General features: G+C 54.8%; 19 protein-coding genes and 1 pseudogene. 8 read left to right on the top strand and 12 right to left on the bottom strand.

What is annotated here, in order from left to right:
• The 4 genes and pseudogenes from CV944_RS17945 to CV944_RS05685 all read right to left on the bottom strand — a co-directional run.
• Window positions 1-555, bottom strand: a pseudogene (locus tag CV944_RS17945) (DUF4277 domain-containing protein); the annotation flags it as partial.
• Window positions 556-763: 208 nt separating this feature from the next.
• Window positions 764-1,627 (bottom strand): Cof-type HAD-IIB family hydrolase, encoded by an 864-nt coding sequence (locus tag CV944_RS05675; protein WP_100659431.1) that lies wholly within the window; start codon window positions 1,625-1,627, stop codon window positions 764-766.
• A 133-nt stretch (window positions 1,628-1,760) separates the two neighbouring features.
• A complete protein-coding gene (locus CV944_RS05680; protein ID WP_100659430.1) occupies window positions 1,761-2,120 on the bottom strand; it encodes a YlbF/YmcA family competence regulator in 360 nt (119 codons plus the stop codon).
• A 73-nt stretch (window positions 2,121-2,193) separates the two neighbouring features.
• The gene (locus CV944_RS05685) at window positions 2,194-3,327 is read right to left on the bottom strand and encodes a DUF445 domain-containing protein (RefSeq protein WP_094239632.1); all 1,134 of its coding nucleotides are present in this window, start codon (window positions 3,325-3,327) and stop codon (window positions 2,194-2,196) included.
• 125 nt (window positions 3,328-3,452) lie between these two features.
• Between CV944_RS05685 and CV944_RS05690 the strand changes: the two genes are divergently transcribed.
• The 4 genes from CV944_RS05690 to CV944_RS05705 are packed head-to-tail and all read left to right on the top strand — an operon-like array spanning window position 3,453 to window position 8,112.
• Window positions 3,453-4,529, top strand: a complete 1,077-nt coding sequence (locus CV944_RS05690) for a YheC/YheD family endospore coat-associated protein (protein WP_044745063.1) — start codon at window positions 3,453-3,455, stop codon at window positions 4,527-4,529.
• 6 nt (window positions 4,530-4,535) lie between these two features.
• On the top strand, window positions 4,536-5,603 hold the full coding sequence (locus tag CV944_RS05695; RefSeq protein ID WP_100659429.1) for a YheC/YheD family endospore coat-associated protein: 1,068 nt from the start codon (window positions 4,536-4,538) through the stop codon (window positions 5,601-5,603).
• Entirely contained in the window at window positions 5,600-6,949 is a 1,350-nt protein-coding gene (locus CV944_RS05700) for a YheC/YheD family endospore coat-associated protein (protein ID WP_047817844.1), read from the top strand. Before CV944_RS05695 ends, CV944_RS05700 begins: the two co-directional genes overlap by 4 nt.
• Window positions 6,946-8,112 (top strand): YheC/YheD family endospore coat-associated protein, encoded by a 1,167-nt coding sequence (locus tag CV944_RS05705; protein WP_100659428.1) that lies wholly within the window; start codon window positions 6,946-6,948, stop codon window positions 8,110-8,112. The genes CV944_RS05700 and CV944_RS05705 overlap by 4 nt, the downstream gene beginning before the upstream one ends.
• On the opposite strand, the gene CV944_RS05710 is transcribed toward CV944_RS05705, so the two are convergent.
• Complete coding sequence (locus CV944_RS05710; protein ID WP_033011066.1) at window positions 8,072-8,473, bottom strand: hypothetical protein; 402 nt, start codon at window positions 8,471-8,473, stop codon at window positions 8,072-8,074. The two genes, CV944_RS05705 and CV944_RS05710, sit on opposite strands and share 41 nt — an antisense overlap.
• A gap of 108 nt (window positions 8,474-8,581) precedes the next feature.
• Here CV944_RS05710 and CV944_RS05715 point away from each other — a divergent pair, with 108 nt between their 5' ends.
• The 3 genes from CV944_RS05715 (at window position 8,582) to CV944_RS05725 (ending at window position 10,988) form a co-directional block, all read left to right on the top strand.
• Window positions 8,582-8,770 carry a hypothetical protein gene (locus CV944_RS05715; RefSeq protein WP_033011064.1) on the top strand — a complete coding sequence of 63 codons (189 nt, stop codon included), beginning with the start codon at window positions 8,582-8,584 and terminating at the stop codon, window positions 8,768-8,770.
• An 82-nt stretch (window positions 8,771-8,852) separates the two neighbouring features.
• Window positions 8,853-9,743, top strand: coding sequence for a PucR family transcriptional regulator (locus CV944_RS05720; RefSeq protein ID WP_100659427.1), 891 nt, complete (start codon window positions 8,853-8,855; stop codon window positions 9,741-9,743).
• Window positions 9,744-9,875: 132 nt separating this feature from the next.
• Window positions 9,876-10,988: an ABC transporter ATP-binding protein gene (locus CV944_RS05725; RefSeq protein ID WP_100659426.1), complete on the top strand. Its 1,113-nt coding sequence runs from the start codon at window positions 9,876-9,878 to the stop codon at window positions 10,986-10,988.
• 54 nt (window positions 10,989-11,042) lie between these two features.
• Here the strand turns inward: CV944_RS05725 and CV944_RS05730 are convergent, their stop codons facing one another.
• A complete protein-coding gene (locus CV944_RS05730; protein WP_094239628.1) occupies window positions 11,043-11,285 on the bottom strand; it encodes a hypothetical protein in 243 nt (80 codons plus the stop codon).
• 289 nt (window positions 11,286-11,574) lie between these two features.
• Here CV944_RS05730 and CV944_RS05735 point away from each other — a divergent pair, with 289 nt between their 5' ends.
• Window positions 11,575-11,787, top strand: a complete 213-nt coding sequence (locus CV944_RS05735) for an alpha/beta-type small acid-soluble spore protein (RefSeq protein ID WP_011230133.1) — start codon at window positions 11,575-11,577, stop codon at window positions 11,785-11,787.
• An 87-nt stretch (window positions 11,788-11,874) separates the two neighbouring features.
• Here CV944_RS05735 and CV944_RS05740 read toward each other — a convergent pair whose 3' ends face one another.
• From CV944_RS05740 to tenI, 6 genes are all read right to left on the bottom strand, one after another.
• Window positions 11,875-13,149 (bottom strand): hemolysin family protein, encoded by a 1,275-nt coding sequence (locus tag CV944_RS05740; RefSeq protein WP_100659425.1) that lies wholly within the window; start codon window positions 13,147-13,149, stop codon window positions 11,875-11,877.
• A gap of 480 nt (window positions 13,150-13,629) precedes the next feature.
• Entirely contained in the window at window positions 13,630-14,655 is a 1,026-nt protein-coding gene (locus CV944_RS05750) for a thiazole biosynthesis adenylyltransferase ThiF (protein WP_100659424.1), read from the bottom strand.
• The gene (locus tag CV944_RS05755; RefSeq protein ID WP_063330480.1) at window positions 14,652-15,419 is read right to left on the bottom strand and encodes a thiazole synthase; all 768 of its coding nucleotides are present in this window, start codon (window positions 15,417-15,419) and stop codon (window positions 14,652-14,654) included. The genes CV944_RS05750 and CV944_RS05755 overlap by 4 nt, the downstream gene beginning before the upstream one ends.
• 2 nt (window positions 15,420-15,421) lie before the next feature.
• Window positions 15,422-15,625: a sulfur carrier protein ThiS gene (gene thiS, locus CV944_RS05760; RefSeq protein ID WP_011230128.1), complete on the bottom strand. Its 204-nt coding sequence runs from the start codon at window positions 15,623-15,625 to the stop codon at window positions 15,422-15,424.
• Complete coding sequence (thiO, locus tag CV944_RS05765; RefSeq protein WP_100659423.1) at window positions 15,622-16,755, bottom strand: glycine oxidase ThiO; 1,134 nt, start codon at window positions 16,753-16,755, stop codon at window positions 15,622-15,624. The genes thiS and thiO overlap by 4 nt, the downstream gene beginning before the upstream one ends.
• The gene (tenI, locus tag CV944_RS05770; RefSeq protein ID WP_100659422.1) at window positions 16,739-17,362 is read right to left on the bottom strand and encodes a thiazole tautomerase TenI; all 624 of its coding nucleotides are present in this window, start codon (window positions 17,360-17,362) and stop codon (window positions 16,739-16,741) included. The genes thiO and tenI overlap by 17 nt, the downstream gene beginning before the upstream one ends.
• Window positions 17,363-17,382 lie beyond the last annotated feature (20 nt).

The raw sequence follows: 17,382 nt of genomic DNA on the forward strand, positions 1-17,382 counted from the left end.
TTCATACGCGCCGTAAACCGTCTTGTCCGTCGTATCGGCGTGAAAGGCTCGGAGGGAAAGGCCTTCTTTGCGATAAATGTGAATCAAGCAAGTGCTGATGACGTTGTGAATGCCAGCCTCATACAGGCGATCGAGATGACGAGCCAAGGCATCGTCGTTCAACCAGGAAGGTTGGAGACCGGGACGGATGAGTTTCTCTAGAAGGCCGGTGAAAAACGGTTGTCACGAGCAAATCAGCGGCATTTCGCCAAAAAAGAAGGCTGATTTCGCAAGGTTTTTCTAATTGAGAAATATCTGGAACTAGCAGCATTTTGTACTAAATCACCAGCCTCCTAGATCGATCTCCTGAGCCCATCGTTCTAAGTGAACCAGGGCTTGCCGGCCGTCAAATAGATTGTAAAGGATGGCCTGAACGGCATCGCTGACTCGTGTTTGGCACTGTGGATCGACGGGTACAAGATGGTCAATCAAGTGGGGGATGTCCAGTTTTTTGACTAGAACACTTATTATATTCAAATAATCATTACGATAGACCCCTTTGACTTTCACATTCATGAGAGAAAAACTCCTTTACATTCCTTGTGTGTCAAGGATTCATTCGACATCGGAATGAAAAAATCCTCCCGATTTTCGTCGGAAGGGTGCGAAATGTGAGATATAAAATGAACAAAGCCGGGCATTCGCTCCGGCCTCATTTTTATGATTTTCGTGAAAACGGCAAACGCCAGTTGTCCGCTCACGGTTCGCTCCCCGTTCAAGCTGCTTACTGTTTCGTTTTGAGTTTTTGCAAAAACTCGATCCGTTGCTGTTTGCGGAAATGTTCTTTCACCATGTAGGCGACGCCGAGCTGTTCGTTCGAACGCGTCACCCAGTCGGCCGCCCGCTTCACCTCAAGCGGCGCGTTCCCCATGGCGACGCCGAGCCCAGCCGCTTCAATCGCCGGCAAATCGTCAAGGCCGTCGCCAATGACAACCGTTTCTTTCAACGACACGCCGATATGTTGAGCCAGCCGGCGCAGCCCGGCTAGTTTAGACACTCCTTGCGGGACAATTTCCATTTTTCCGTTTGGCTGCATAATCATATCAATGGACGGAATCGATTTCGTCAATAAAGCGGCCGCTGCATCCCTCTCTTCGTCTGTAGCAAAATATACATCAATTTTCGGCACAGCGATCGGTTCGTCGATCAGCACATCGCCAAGTGAATCGACAAATTGGGTCGGATAGAAAAACGGGTCGCTTGAGGAGAGAACCGTTTGCACGACAAGGTTTTTCTTCACTTTCTTCCGATTGCCGAGCGAATACCGCTCATGCATGAGGCGGATGTTGCAGTTGAAATTTTCCAAAATTTGCACAATATTAAACGTCCGCTCCTCAGGGATCACGGCGTCAAACAGCTTGTCATCAAGCGTTCTGGCGATCATCGCTCCCTGAAATGCGATGAGCATCCCGTCAAGCCGCAGCGCTTTCGCCACTTTGCGGGCGGAAAGCAAATTGCGGCTGGTCATTAACGTCACATAAACCCCTTTTCGCTTCACATAGTCGACCGCCTCCTTCGTCTCGCGCGGCAGGCGGCCGTTGTTTTTTAAAATCGTTCCGTCAATGTTGAGCGCCAACAGCTTATACACGGCTGTCTCCCCCTTTTGTCCGTCTCAACCTCTCTTGCCGCCGCCAGCAAGCTGGGGGCGGCTTTGCATTCCTTATCATTTTTATGACTATGACGAAACGGACAAAAAAAGAACACCCGACCGGGTGTTTTTCCTACCTTCCTTCCATAAATGAACGGTGCAGCTCTTCAAGCGGCTTCATGGCGATTTGTTGCACTTCCGCGATCGTCATGCTCATTCGCTGCTCGAGCGCCATCAGACGGGCCAGTTTCTCATTTTGCTGGGCAAGCGCCATCGCCTTTTGCGCCTGTTCAATTTCATCCGGCAAAATAGCGGCTCCACGCATTTGTTTTTCGTGCAGCCGAAGCTGAATGTCACGGAAGTTAGCAAATAGCCGATAGGCGGTGTCGTCGTGTCGGACATGATCGTACGCCTGTTTCAGCTGCTGAAACGGCTCGCTCGCCCGGATCGCCTGTTCAAGCTGTCTTGCGAGCGCACGAAGAGATTCGGACATAAGAAGAAGCCTCCCACTTCAATATCGTTTACGTTCTAGCGTATGCGCCAGTCGGCGGTCATATGACTCGCTGCTACAACCATAGGCCGATCATGCCCTGGACGGCGCCGATCATTGCACCAAGCACAGCGCCTAAATAGGTGATCATCTTCAGCTCGCGTCGGGCGATGGCCAAAATGATCGCCTCCAGCCTTCGGAGCGAAAACGATTCGACTTGATCACGAACGACATCTGCCAATCCAAGCTGCGCCACAACCGACTCCATCTGATCGCCGAGCAGGCGGACAGCAGCGGCAGCCGCCTGCGGAACGAACCGGTCGAGTACGTCCTGTTCATATGGCGCAAGAAGATCGGCGAGCGGGCGGTGCAGCCAGCCGCTTCCCCGGACGAGGCCGCGGGCTGCGGCCTGCACCGCCTCGCTCATGCGTCTTCGTCCGACCATCTCCTCCACCGTTGCCAGCGGATAGTCGATCCATTTGTTCCATTCTGTCCAAAGGAGGCGGGCGATCGCCGCCCTTGTGCCGGCATGGCGCAAAAATTTGCCGATTTCCGGCTGCACTTTATCCACTAAATTGACATTGCCAAGCAGCATTTGCAGCACGCCCCCGACCATTCCCCGCTCTTGAAAAAAGCGTTGGATCATGCCGGAAAGCTGTTGTTTTCCTTCTACGCTGCTGAAATACTCGAGCGCCCGGTCGGCCAAGTAGCCGGCCAGCTGCTCGATGCGCGCTTCCATCGTTTCCTTCAACTCAAGCGGCAGTATATCACGAATCGGCCGCGTGCGCCACGTTTGGCTCCATCGCTCATACGCCTGCGCGGCTTGTCCGGCCGCCAACGCCTCAAGACGCTCATCCGGAGAACGAATGCCGAGGCGCTCAAGCAACTGCGCCGGCGTCTCCCGGCGCGCCAGCCACCGTTTCAGCCACTTCCGTCCTTCCTCGACCACCCCCGCCATGAAGGCTGAATCGTTGAGCTTGCGCCGGAGCCCTTCCGGCGTCACCAAATGCTCGACAACCGTTTTCCCAAGCTGTTCCGCCAGTTCCCGCCTCCGTTTTGGAATCAAGCCGGGCGTAAACGGCAGCCGTTTCCCAAACAAGTACATCGGCTCGTGCGGGCGGAATAACATGACAATGGCGATCAAATTCGTCACCCCGCCGATAAGCGCTCCAACCGCCACCATAAACGACAAATAAATGAACGTCCCCATCGCCTTCCCCTTTCATCCGTGCCGCTGTCACCAAACAGCGGCTCTCATCATACGATACGATATAAACGTTTGCCTAATTGTTCATTATAGAACTTGCCTGACAAATGCGCAAATGAGGGACTGCGATGAGCAACCAACGAACCGTTGCCGTATTGACTGAAATAAAGGAAGACCGGGAACGGGCCTCTTTTGGCTCCATCCACCTTTTTTGTGAGGAATTGGCAAAATATGGAGAAACGCACGGCCTTTTTGTTTATGTCACATCGCCGTCACTCTATTTGCAGCACACCGGATATCGGTTAACCGGCAGCGAATGGATCAAGGGGGACGTGCCGCGGGCGAACGTCGTCTACAACCGCCTTCACTCCCGCAAGTCTGAATATGCGCCTGCCTTTCAGCAGCTGCTCGCCCGGCTTGACGAGGAAGACGGGGCGATGTTCAACCGCCGCTTTTTGCATAAATGGGAGGTGCACCGTTATTTGGAGCGGCATGAGTACTTGCATCCGTACTTGCCGAAAACGGCGCTGTGGGACGGCCAAGACTCACTCGAGGCGTTTCTCGCCGCCTTCCCGTCCGTCTTTCTCAAGCCTGTGCACGGAAGCCAAGGGCGGGGGATTTTCCGCATTGAATGCACCGATGAAGGAATTTGTCTCCGCCGTTCCACCTCTTCGTCATCGGCGCTATACCGCTCGGTTGCCGCGGCCGTTTCTGCCTTGCAGCCACAAATCCGGACGCCGATGATCATCCAGCAAGGCCTTGAACTTCAAACGCTTGACGGCCGCCCTGTCGATTTTCGCCTTCTTTGCCATCGCATCCGCCACAACGATTGGCGCGTCACGTCAGCGGTCGCCCGCGCGGCCCCTCCCGAGCAGTTTGTTGCCAATCTCGCCCGCGGCGGGGAGATGCTGCCTATCAGCACCGTTTTGCGCCAATGGTATACGAAAACAGACGCCTTTCAACAAAAACAGTTGTTGAAAGAAATTGCGCTTGAAGCGGCGGCCGTCTTGGCCGTTGAAGCAGAGGGGCTGTATGGGGAGCTCGGCATTGATCTGGCGATCGATAGGAACGGACGGCCATGGATCATCGAAGTGAATACAAAACCGTCCAAACAGGCGGAAATGACGTTTTCTCAACAAACGGTGCGCCCATCCGCGAAAGCCGTGATTGATTATTGCCTGACATTGATGGAAGAAAAGGAGTGAACGACATTGATTTCACTCGGTTTTGTCACCCTTGATGAGCAACAGGAAAGCGCGTACTGCACCGAGGTAGCCCGCCGCGCCAAGCAGTATGGCATTTCCATATACCGTTTTTCGCCGCTGGCGATCGACCCGCGAACGGAAAATGTCCGCGGTGTCGTCTTTGATGACAAAAGTGGGGAATGGACCGATGCCGTCTTTCCCATTCCGCCGTTTTTGTACGACCGTTGCTTTTACGGCCACGACGACCGTTCCAAAAAAGCGAAACCGATTATGCATTGGCTGAAGCAACGCCCGGATGTCACGTTTTTAGGCTATGGCCTGCCCGGCAAGTGGAGCGTCTATGAGACGCTTTCCGCCCATCCGCTGTTGTCGGCATATGTGCCGCCGACCGTCCGTCTTGAGCGCGCCGATCACGTGCTTGATCTCCTTCGCCATGAACAAGCCATCGTCGCCAAACCGGTGCACGGCTCTGGCGGACGCGGCATTTATATTATCCAAAAGAAAGGGAAGACATTGTCCGTTCAAGACGGGTGCGGCCAAGAGCGGGCCGTGATCACCCGCCGAAACGAACTTGAACAATTCGTCGCTTCCTTGCAGCGCCGGGACGGCTATGCGCTTCAACCGCTTCTCTCCCTCTCCACCGAGGTAAGAGAACCGTTCGACCTTCGCTTTCTGCTGCAAAAAGATGAAACCGGACGCTGGGTTGAACGGGTGCGGGCTGTGCGCATCGGACGCCCTGGAACGTGGGTGGCCAATCTCCGTGCTGGTGCAGACATGCGCCCGTTCGCTGACTGGTTCGACCACCTTCCTTCTTCGAAACGCATCTTAGTACTGGATGGCATTGACACGATCATCCGTACGTTGCCGGCTTATATGGACAATGAACTCGGTCCGCTGTTTGAAATCGGTCTGGATCTCGGCGTTGCTGACAACGGAGCGGTTTGGATTTTGGACGTCAATTCCAAGCCGGGAAGGAAAATCATCAGCCTTCTTCCGCCAGAGCAGCAAAACGATATTTACGAAGCGCCGCTTCGGTATTGCCGGTTTTTGGCGAGCGAGGTGGCCAACCGATGATCTATCCATTGGTCATTGATGACAACGAGTCCAATACAGTTATCCTTCCCTCCTCACTGAAAGCGGACGGACGAACAGCCGTTGCCTTTGGCAGCTTCCTCGCTCCGTGCACGATCATCTCATCTTCCGGACCGTCCGACAGCATCATCGTCGCCGGCGATGTCGCCCAGCGTCTGTTGATCCCGTTTGCCGCTAAGGTGCACGTGTTTTTGACTGACGAAGCCGTCCATATCGGACCGCTCGTCGGCGTTTTCACCGCTGGATTTACCAAGTCGCCCCATCGTCCGGTCGGAGGGCGCAGTTTTTTCTTCGCCAAACTGTTAGCGCAAGAAAAACAAGTCGGCGGGTTCGCCTTCTTGTTTGGCCTTCCTCATATCGACTGGGAGCATGGAACGGTCAACGGCTATTTTTACACGGAACGCGGTTGGGAACGGCATACGGTTCCGTTGCCGACGGTGATTTACAACCGCCTGCCGAACCGGCGCATTGAAAATGACGACATGTTCCAAACCGTGACGAAAACGCTGCAGACCGCCTATGGCATTCCAGTGTTCAACGGGCGCTTTTTCAATAAATGGGAGGTGTACCGCCGGCTTGCCGTCCATCGCGACGCACGGCCATATTTGCCGGAAACCTCCGCCTATGTCACGCGGCAGACGATCGAACAGTTTCTCAACCGGTATACGGGAGCGTATGTGAAACCGGCTGATGGCAGCCTCGGGCGCGGCATTTACCATTTGGTGAAAAAAAAGGATGCATACGAATGCCGCTTTCGTGACGAACACGGCGAAACGAAAACAACGCTGTTTCCGACCGCCATGGCGCTATGGCATCATTTGCTCGCCCACGCCCCGCTTCATCGTTACGTCATTCAGCAAGCCGTCCCGCTCATCACCATCAACGGACGGCCGACAGATTTCCGCGTCCATACGAACAAAAATGAAAACGGCCAATGGCAAGTAAGCGCCGTCGCCGCCAAAATAGCCGGGCGGCAAAGCATTACGACCCATATGAACAGCGGCGGCATGGTCAAAACATTGGAAGAAATTTTTCCAAACACCGCCAAGCGCGAAACGGTGCTCGCCCGCCTCCGCGACGCCGCCTTGACACTTAGCCGTTGCCTCGATGAAACATCAGACACGTTAATTGGCGAAATCGGTTTTGATTTTGGGGTAGATGAGCAGGGGAACATTTGGATGTTTGAAGCCAATTCCAAACCGGGGCGCTCCATCTTTAAACACCCGGGCCTCAAGGAGGCTGATGAGCGGACGGCGCTGCTGCCGCTTGCCTATGCGGTCCATCTAAGCAAAACGGCCATCATCGATCCAGAGGCGTTTGGACTATGATCACGATCGGTTACCGGCGCGACGCCAATGAATGGGTGAGCAGGCGGCCGGACGGCTTCTATCGGTTCGGCCGCGGCGAGCTTGCCGCCGCCGCCTCCCTCCCCGATCTTACCTTTGCGGTCAACGAGCAAAACGGGCGGGTCGGGCCGCTTGTCGGCATATTGGTGAGCAAATCATCCATTTCGGCTTTGCTTGGCGGAAGGAAACCATGGGTGGAGACCGTCATACGCTCGCTTCATGCCGATGGCGGCATCGCCATCGTCAGCACCGCGGCCGGCATTGGCGAGAACATGGTCTCCGGTTATGTATTCGCCCCGGCGCTCGAACGGTTTGTCGAATCGTCCACTCCGTTGCCGGACGTCGTCTACAACCGAGTCAAAAGCCGGGAAGAAGAACAGAGCAAGCCGTTTCAAACAGCAGCCGCCCGGCTTGCCTCCCATGGCATCCCGCTCGTCAACCGCTCTTTTTTCCGCAAATCGGACGTTTGCCGCGCGCTGCAGACGGACCGCCGTCTTTGGCCTCACCTGCTGCCAACGGCGCCGGTCCGTTCGTTGGCTGATGTTCACTCTTGGCTCCATCAATACGGCTGTATTTACTTGAAACGAGACGACGGGGCAAGGGGGAGCGGATTGCTCCGTCTCACCGCCTCGCCTGGGGCGGGAGCCATATGCGAATCCCCCCGCGGCCAAAAACGGGTAAGGTCGCTCGACGAGCTAGAGCCGCTTGTCCAATCCCATCGTTATATTGTTCAAGCAGCCGCCTGTACAGACACATGGAACGGGCGCCGTTACGATTTGCGCGTGCTCGCCCACTGGCAGCGCCATCGCCATACGATCACCGGCGTCGGCGTCCGCCTCGCCGGCCCTCGGTCGTTGACAACCCATGTATTTCACGGCGGAACGATCCTTCCGTATTCGGAAATTCAAAGCCGCATTGATGAACAGGCGCTCGAGCGCCTCATCGCCTGGAGCGGCGAACGCCTCAACGAGCAGTTCGGCCTTGTCGGCGAATTTTCTGCCGACATCGGCGTCGGAAAACAGCAGGAGCTTTACATTTATGAAATAAACGCCAAACCGATGGCTTTTGACGAGCCGGATATTGAAGCACGTCGGCTTCAGCGGCTCAATCGACTGTTTGCCGAACTAGCTCATCTTGCGCCATAGCAAAAAATTCTTTGCTATAACGAAGCGCCTGCTGCAGCACACCGTCTGCCGCCTGCCGGACGGCTCCGCTTAAACGCTGACTTACTTGTCGGCACAGCTTCGCTTTTTTCCACTCATCGGCGGTCAGCGCTTGCAGCAACTCGAAGCGGCCAGCGCTGGCCGCTTCTTGCTGTTTCTTTCTCTCACCCCAGCCTGCACCGGTCATCAAATGGTGAACATACTGCCAAAGTTGACGTTGTCGCTGAACCTCGGCGAAATACGTTTCCCATGTTTGCCCGTCTTCTTCAAGCGCTGCCAACTGACGAGCTTTTTCTTCAGCCGCAGCGGTCGTTTCCAGCAATTGTTTGATCACAGCAACCACCCTATTTCCCTCCTTCTTGCCAGTCCTCTTTCATCCATATGAGCGAAGCGGATAGTCTATGCCTGTTTCGGACAAACTAGGAAAAAACGATGAGGAAGGAGTGAAACCATGGAGCGGAACGAAGCGGGGCGCCAAGACGCCTTATATGAGGGGCGCGATGAATATTACATGGATATTGACCGCATGATTAATGAAGGGATGGCTGGCGGCGTCGTGCACGGCCGCGGCGATGAGGTCAACATCGAAGAAGCGCGCGACCTGGTCAAAGAAGAACCGCCATACGACGCCGGCGAGTAAACGGAGCCGATTTTCCTGTCCACCAGGAAAATCGGCCTTTCTGTTATAATGAATGAAAAAAGGTAGAAAAGGGGGCGCCGTGATGTTAAAAGAGCTCGAATCACTTTATAAAGGGGACATTATCATCAACGGTCAACCGGCCGATCCCGAGGCGTACGAATGGTTTTACACCGCCGAGGGCGATGAGGTGGGCATCGCCAAAGAGCGGTTGACGGAACGAGAGCGGCAGCTGTTGGCGCTGTTATTGACCCCAGCCAACCGCCGGCGGGAGCCGGAAAGCGAAGAAGAACGGGCGTGGAAACAATGGATGGCCACCGGCCGCCCCGACGCTCCTGCGATGCTCTCTGCCCCATACTGCCGGTTCATTCATTTTCTCGTCAATCGCCCGATCGCCAACAAACAGGAATTTGCCGAAACGATCCACAACCTATTTGCCTCGCGGGTGCTGATCGTTTGGAATGAAGACAAGCGCGGGCTACTGATTGAGGCCAAACAAAAACGGACGGCCGAGCCGCTCTTGCTGGCCGAAATGGCGGATGCGCTCGCCGCCGATTTTTATGCGACGATGCATTTGCTGATCGGCCCCGTTCGCCCGGTGAACGGGGAGCTGTACGAGTCGTTCCTTCTCGAGCAGCAATGTTTTGCCGCCGCCCGGCGCTTTTGGCCGAAACAGACGGTGTACGAATGGGAGGACGTCATTCCGCTTCCACTCCTTGAAAGCGCAGCGGGCGACGGCAAGACAGGGCAAATTTTATCGTTTCTCGATGGGCTGGGCGAAGAGGAAGTGCGCGCCATGGAAACATTTTTAGAGTGCAATTTAAACGTCTCCATGGCGGCGAAAAAACTATATATGCACCGCAATAGCTTGCAATATCGGATCGACAAATGGGCCGAGCAAACCGGCATTGACATCAAGCGGTTTAAAGGCGCCGCGGCTGCCTATTTGGCTATTTTGCACCAACGCCGTGCGTAGCAGCGGACGCTTCCCCGTCATGTTGCCGAAAACGGGCGGCTTTTTTTTGTGCACCTTGTCCATTTACGAATATTTACATTCATCTATATAATATGAGTGTGAGAAAACGATTTCAATACAGGGGGATTCGTGATGGCGGAACTCGTGTTGGATCATGTGTATAAGATTTACGATAACAACGTCACGGCTGTAAAAGATTTTAACTTACATATTCAAGATAAGGAATTCATCGTCTTTGTCGGTCCGTCCGGCTGCGGCAAGTCGACAACATTGCGGATGATTGCAGGCCTGGAGGAAATTTCTAAAGGCGATCTCTACATCGATGGAAAACGAGTGAACGATGTACCGCCCAAAGACCGCGATATTGCCATGGTATTCCAAAACTACGCCCTTTATCCGCATATGAGCGTCTATGACAACATGGCGTTCGGTTTAAAACTGCGCAAATTCCCGAAAGCGGAAATTGACAAACGCGTCCGCGAGGCGGCGCGCATTCTTGGGCTCGAGCAATATTTGGACCGCAAACCGAAGGCGCTCTCCGGCGGACAGCGGCAGCGCGTAGCATTGGGACGCGCCATCGTCCGCGATGCGAAAGTGTTTTTAATGGACGAACCGCTTTCAAACTTGGACGCCAAATTACGCGTGCAAATGCGCTCGGAAATCGCCAAACTCCATCAGCGTCTTGAAACGACAACGATTTACGTCACCCATGACCAAACGGAAGCGATGACGATGGCCACCCGCCTCGTCGTCATGAAAGACGGCGTCATCCAGCAAGTCGGAACGCCGCGCGAAGTGTATGAGAAACCGGAAAACATCTTCGTCGGCGGCTTTATCGGCTCGCCAGCGATGAACTTTATTAGAGGAACGCTGCAAGACGGCAAGTTTGTCGTCGGCCAGACGACATTCGGCGTGCCAGAAGGGAAAATGAAAGTGTTGCGTGAGCAAGGGTACGTCGGCAAGGAAGTCATTTTGGGCATCCGTCCGGAAGACATTCATGATGAGCCGCTCTTCTTGGAGGCATCGCCAACGACAAAAATTACCGCGCATGTTGAAGTCGCTGAGCTGCTTGGCGCTGAATCGATGATCTATTTTAGCATCGACAACCAAGAATTGGTCGCTCGCATCGACGCCCGCACGGAAATCAAGCCGGGCCACCGCATCGACCTTGCGCTTGATATGAACAAAGCGCATTTCTTTGACGTCGAGACGGAGCGGCGCATCCGGGCGGCGGATGAGAAGTAAGCTCCCCCCATTGTTTGTATATAGACTCATTCGGCTCTAGCGCATCGCTAGAGCCTATTCTCTAATGAACCGCACCTCCTCCTCCCGGCAGTGCGGGCAATAGAACAGATGGACGCATTCGTGGTTTCGATATGTGTGCGGGTAACCGTCAGCAAGCTTCATCACATCCGCATCCATGTACGGACTGTAGTCATCGAAATAATCCGTCACTTTCCCTTGGTCTTCCATCGGCTGCCGGCAATAGCTGCAATACACCGTCACCCGGCGCAGCCCGTTGCAAAGCGGGCACACATTCATGCTGCTTCCTCCTCTAAGACGCCTCTTACTTTTACATATTTCCTAATGATGGCGTCGATAAAACGTAAAAAATTACCATATTATCGCAGTGAATAACGGGCAAAAAACGTTCCAAACTATGAGTACCGCCAGCGAAACAGGCCGCCTGCCAAAACACTTCCGCTGGCGAACGCAAAAGCAGGTGGGCCGTTGGGTTCAGCCAAGCTTGGCAGCACGCTTCTTCGCGTGCAGCGCTGGTGCAAATCCAGCCAACCCAGCCATCAAAATTTCTAAGGGGAGATGATCAACTATGGCACGCAACAACAACAATAACCAACTGCTCGTCGCTGGTGCCCAACAAGCGATCGACCAAATGAAGTACGAAATCGCCCAAGAATTTGGTGTGAACCTTGGCGCTGACACGACTTCGCGCGCAAACGGTTCGGTCGGCGGGGAAATTACCAAACGCCTTGTAGCGATGGCTCAACAACAACTCGGCGGCCAATTCGGCAACATTCAATAACCGGTTGACAGACAACTTCATAATAGATGGCAAAAGCCCCAGGCAGTCAGCCTGGGGCTCTTCTATATTCATGCGGTCCGAAAGCGCCTAGACGCCCCCCGCCTGCTCGGCGAGCGGTTGCTGGCTCAAGGAAACAAGCACTTTGCGGATGCGACGGTTGTCGACTTGGCGGACGGTCAACGTCAGCGGGCCGTATTGCAACGTTTCGCCGACCGCCGGAATGCGCTCAAACATTTCAAAAATCCAGCCGCCCAACGTATGCGATTCACTTTCCGGCACGTCGATGTTCATCACTTCGCAAAATTCGTCAAGCGGCAGTTCAGCGCTGAATTCAAAACTATGTTCATCGATTTGACGCACGGTTTTTACCGCTTCATCATGCTCATCCCATATTTCGCCGACGATTTGCTCAAGAATATCCTCAAGCGTAATCAAGCCGGCCGTGCCGCCGAACTCGTCAACAACGATCGCCATATGCACTTTGCTTTTTTGCAGCTCCGGCAGCAAATCAGACACTTTCATCGATTCGACGACAAACAGCGGCTGGCGCAACAGCTCGCGGACGCACACGTCACGCTTTTGGACAAGTTCGCTGAAAAAGTCGCTTTCCGACAAAATGCCGATTACGTTGTCAATATCCCCTTCATAGACCGGGATTCGGGAATATTTTTCCTCCAAAAATACATCGCGAATCTCTTCAATCGGCTGGTTGACCTCGACCGCCACCATATCGGCGCGCGGCGTAAAAATTTCTCCGACTAAAATTTCATCAAAATCGAGCGAACGTTGAATCAGCTCTTTTTCCTTGTTGTCGATAACCCCTTCTTCTTCGCTCAGCTCGACCATCACCTTAATATCTTCCTCCGTGACGGCCGGCACAGCCACCCCATTGGCGAATCGCCGGGTCATACGCTCTTTCAGGGCTTGAAACAATGCCGTAATCGGCGCCATGAGCTTCATCAGCCCATAGGCCAGGCCGGCATACCGGATGGCGAGCGGCTCCGCGTACTCTTTCGCCATCGATTTTGGCAAAATTTCACCGAAGACGACAGACAAAACGGTCATGACCGCAATGGCGACAAATAAACCGGTCTGCTCCCCAAGCAGAGAAGCAGCGATCTCGATAAATAGCGCCACCGCGATGATGCCTGTTAGACGGCTGGCCATAGCAAGCGCTAACAATGCACGGTCAAGATGCCCGACCACTGCTTGAAGCCGCTTGTTGTTTGAATGCTCTTCCGCGTAGTGTTTTAACCGGGTTTTGCTGGCGGATGAAAACGCCGCCTCAGCCGATGCAAACAATGCGTTCGCGAGCAAGAAAAGGAAAAACCAACCGAACAACCTTAACGGCCACTCTTCCAACGAATCTTCACACTCCTATCGGAACATGACTATGTTATTCATATCCATTCCTTTCCCAAAACATGCCTGCTGAAGCAAAACTTTCGGCATCGGGCGGAATGAGGCTGCGCGGCTATCGGCAGCCGTTTCCGTTCCTTACCTTAAATATAACAAATTTTTCGCCAACTGACTATAGCTGGCGAGTTGTCCTTCCATATAAATCCAGACAACCAAAAAGAAAAATGCGCCGGATGAACCGAGGCGCATCATGATTCAAGCCAACAGGAACCAATCAAATACACAAGAACAAGCAATGAGGCAATGTTGAATGTCACCGACCACTCGGCCATTCGTCTTCCCCTCCCTTTTCTTCCCCTCTTTCATCGTACCATATTGCCGGCGGGAAAAGCAGGGAGGAGAAGGGTGTCTTTTTGACAGTTTGATGAACAAAACAAGGGCGTCCTCCCATCAATGGACGCCCTTATTTCATTTTCCCTCGTTTCAACCTAAATAGCGGTAATAGATCGCCTTTGCCTCCTGCACGTCTTTCGTGCCGTGCACAAGCGCACGGCCGTCGCGAAAGACAACCAATCGCTTGTCGCCGAGCGAAACGGAGACAAGATACGGGTTCGCTTCCGCTTGAAGCCCTTGGCGGCGAAACAGCTCCGCCAATTCATTCAAGTCGTACTGGCGCGGGGCAGGCGGACGGATTTGCACAGAATCGCGCCCGCACAAGACGGCAGTCTTCGTCCGTTGTTCATAGGAAAGAAACGGATAAGATGGATGACGTCCGCACGTCGGGCAACCGTCCTTTTTCACCCCGTCAATGCGAATGGAGGCGTATTCATTCGTCCAAAGATCAAACGAAACGAGCTTGCCGCGCAGCGCGGCCCAGTCCTCGACTAAAACTTTCAACGCCTCAGCCATCTGATAGCTGACAACCATTTGCACCGCTGGGCTGATAATGCCGGCCGTATCGCACGTCAATCCCCCTTGCGGCACCGTTTCAAGCAAGCAATACAAACAAGGCGTGCGGTTCGGAATGAAGGCGCAGCTTAAACCATAACTGCCGACACAAGCGCCATAAATCCACGGAATGTTGTACTTGTAGGCAACGTCATTGAGGACAAGGCGCGTATCAAAATTATCTGTCGCATCGATCCATAAGTCAGGGCGTTGCTTGAGGGCGATCGTTTCCAATTCTTCTGGGCCGGCGTCGCCGACAATGGCCTCGATCTCAACCTCGCTGTTGATTTGTTCAAGGCGCCGTTTGGCGGCGATCGCCTTCGGCAGCCGCTCTTTCGCATCCGCTTCGCTGTACAGTTGCTGGCGTTGCAAATTGCTCCATTCGACATAATCGCGGTCAATGATTGTCAATTTGCCGATGCCGGCGCGAACGAGCGCTTCGGCGTTGCCTGTGCCGAGCGCTCCGGCGCCGACTAACACGACATGCTTTCCCCGTATTTTCTTTTGCCCTTCCTCGCCAATCGGTGCAAATAGTTGCTGCCGGGAATACCGTTCATTCAAACAACACTCATTCCTTCCGTTGGGCTGCTTGCTGACGCGTATCGTTTTTTCGGGATGCGCCCGGCTTCATAACCGAGCCGTCCCGCTTCCACCGCCAGCTTCATCGCTTTTGCCATTTTCACTGGATCGGCCGCGCCGGAAACAGCGGTGTTCAAGAGCACCCCATCCGCGCCAAGCTCCATCGCCAGCGCCGCATCGGCCGGCCCGCCGATGCCGGCATCGACGATCACCGGCACGTTCGCCTGCTCAATGATAAAGCTCAAATTGAGCGGGTTAAGGATGCCTTGCCCAGACCCGATCGGCGATGCCCCCGGCATGATCGCATGGCAGCCAAGCTCCTCTAGCCGCTTCGCCAGCACGACATCATCGGATGTGTACGGCAAGACGATAAACCCTTCCTCAAGCAGCATTTCCGCTGCTTTTAACGTCTCAACCGGGTCGGGAAGAAGCGTTTTGTCGCAGCCGATCACTTCTACTTTTATCATATCACACAATCCGGATGCCTTGGCGAGTCGGGCGATGCGCACCGCTTCTTCGGCCGTTTTCGCCCCGGCGGTGTTCGGCAAAAGCTTATATTTGCTTAAATCGAGCTGCTCTAAAAAGTTCGGCTGCTCCGGGGAAAAGATGTTCATCCGCCGGACGGCGAACGTTAAAATTTCCGCCCCTGATGCTTCCACCGCTTCTTTTTGCACGTCCAAGCTCGGATATTTGCCCGTGCCGAGCAACAGCCGCGAAGAAAATTCATATGGGCCAATTTTCAACATCATCAACCGCCTCCTACAAAATGAACGATTTCCACGCGATCACCATCGCATAGCACCGTCGTCCCATACTCATGTTTTTGGATGATGCGGACATTGACTTCGACGATGCAAAGCTTGTTCTCAAGCCGGAAATGGGCAAGCAAATCGCCCACCGTTTTCACCTCGTCGGGCACGGCGACCGTCTCCCCGTTAATCACTAACGTCATTCCACCCCCACCTTTCCGATATGGCGTGTCAACGAAAATGGCGCAAGATCAAACGCCGTCTCTTTCCGCTCCACTAAGTCGGCGACAAGCAGACCGGTCAATGGGCTGAGCAAAATGCCGTTCCGGTAATGTCCGGCAGCGACAAATATCCCGCGCCGCTCCGGATGCTCGCCTAGATAAGGCAAGCCGTCTTCGGTCTGCGGCCGAATGCCGCTCCATGATGCCACCCATTCCGCCTGTTCGATGTCCGGAACAAGATGGGCGGCGCGGTGAAGCAAGTTCATCACCCCACCGGCCGATACACGTCGATCGAACGTGCCGGGCGTGGACGTCGCTCCGATGAGCAGCCGGTTTCCTGATTTCGGAACGATGTAGCAGCCGTTTTTCGCAAATACAGTCGTTTGCAACAACGGAACCGGGGCGCGCACCATGACGCATTCTCCTTTGACCGGATAAACGGAAAGCGAAAGCCCGACCCGCGCGCCGAGCCGCGCCGCCCAAGCGCCGGAAGCGATGACGACCGCCTCGGCGGCAAACGTCCCGCCTGTTGTGTCTAACACATGCCCACTGCTGTCGGAACGGATGTCGAACACTTCCGTATACTCGTACAGACAAGCGCCGGCGGAGGCGGCGGCATAGGCAAGAGCGGCGGCCAAATCCGGAGCGCTCACTTGCCCATCGCCAGGGATGTACATCGCGCCGGCAAGCGCTTCCGCCGCAAGACGCGGCTCCATTTCAAGCGCCTCCCCTTTCGTGAGCCACTGCACCGGTTCGCCTATGCCCCGCCAAAATGTATAATGGCGATAGAGATCGTCTGCTTCCTCTTCCGTTGTCGCTAGTTTGATCAATCCTTTTTCGACAAGGCCGATATCGATGCCGGTCCTCTCCCTCAGCTCTTCAGCCAAGGCCGGCATGAGAGCTCGGCTTTGCAAGGCAAGCGGCACAAGCGGGCTTGACGTCGAAAACTCGGATTGCGCCCCCAGCATACCGGCCGCCGCGCTTGACGCCCCGCTTCCCATCGTTCCTTTTTCAAAAATGGCGACGCGATGCCGCCGCTTGGCGAGCTCAAAACCGATGGCCGCCCCAATCACCCCGCCGCCGACAACGACGACATCATAATGTGCCCCCATTTTTCCTCTCCCCTCTCACGATTTGCGCCAAACGTCTTGCTTCCACAACCGGATCAGGCGCTAAAAAGACAGCCGATAACACCGCCACTCCCGCGGCACCGGCCTCCATCACCCGGCAGGCGTTGCCGGCGTGAATGCCGCCAATGGCGATGACTGGAATGGACACGGCGGCCGCGATTTCCGCAAGCGAGTCCAGACCGCGCGGCGGCAAACCGGGCTTGCTGTCCGTCGGAAAAATATGGCCATACAAACAAAAGTGAGCGCCATCCTGTTCGGCCTGTTTCGCCTCCTCCGACCCGTGCACCGAGCAACCAACCGTCAAGTCCGGAAACGAACGGCGGACGGCGCGCACCGGCAGGCTGTGATAAGCAAGCTGCACACCTTTGACACCGTAGACAGCGGCGACATCAACCCGGTCATTGACGATGATTTTTTGCGGCGGCACCCCGGCGTAAAGCAGCGCGGCGACAAACTCGGCCACTTCGCGCGCCGTTTTTTCTTTCTCGCGAATGTGAATGGCATCCGCATACGGATGGATACGCGCACAAATGGCCGCGAATTCGTCGGCTGTTTGCCGCCCGGTGGAAATGAAGTGAAGAGCCCCCATCACAATCCCTTTCTTTCTGC

This window comes from Geobacillus sp. WSUCF-018B, from assembly GCF_002809985.1.
GTDB lineage: Bacteria > Bacillota > Bacilli > Bacillales > Anoxybacillaceae > Geobacillus > Geobacillus thermophilus.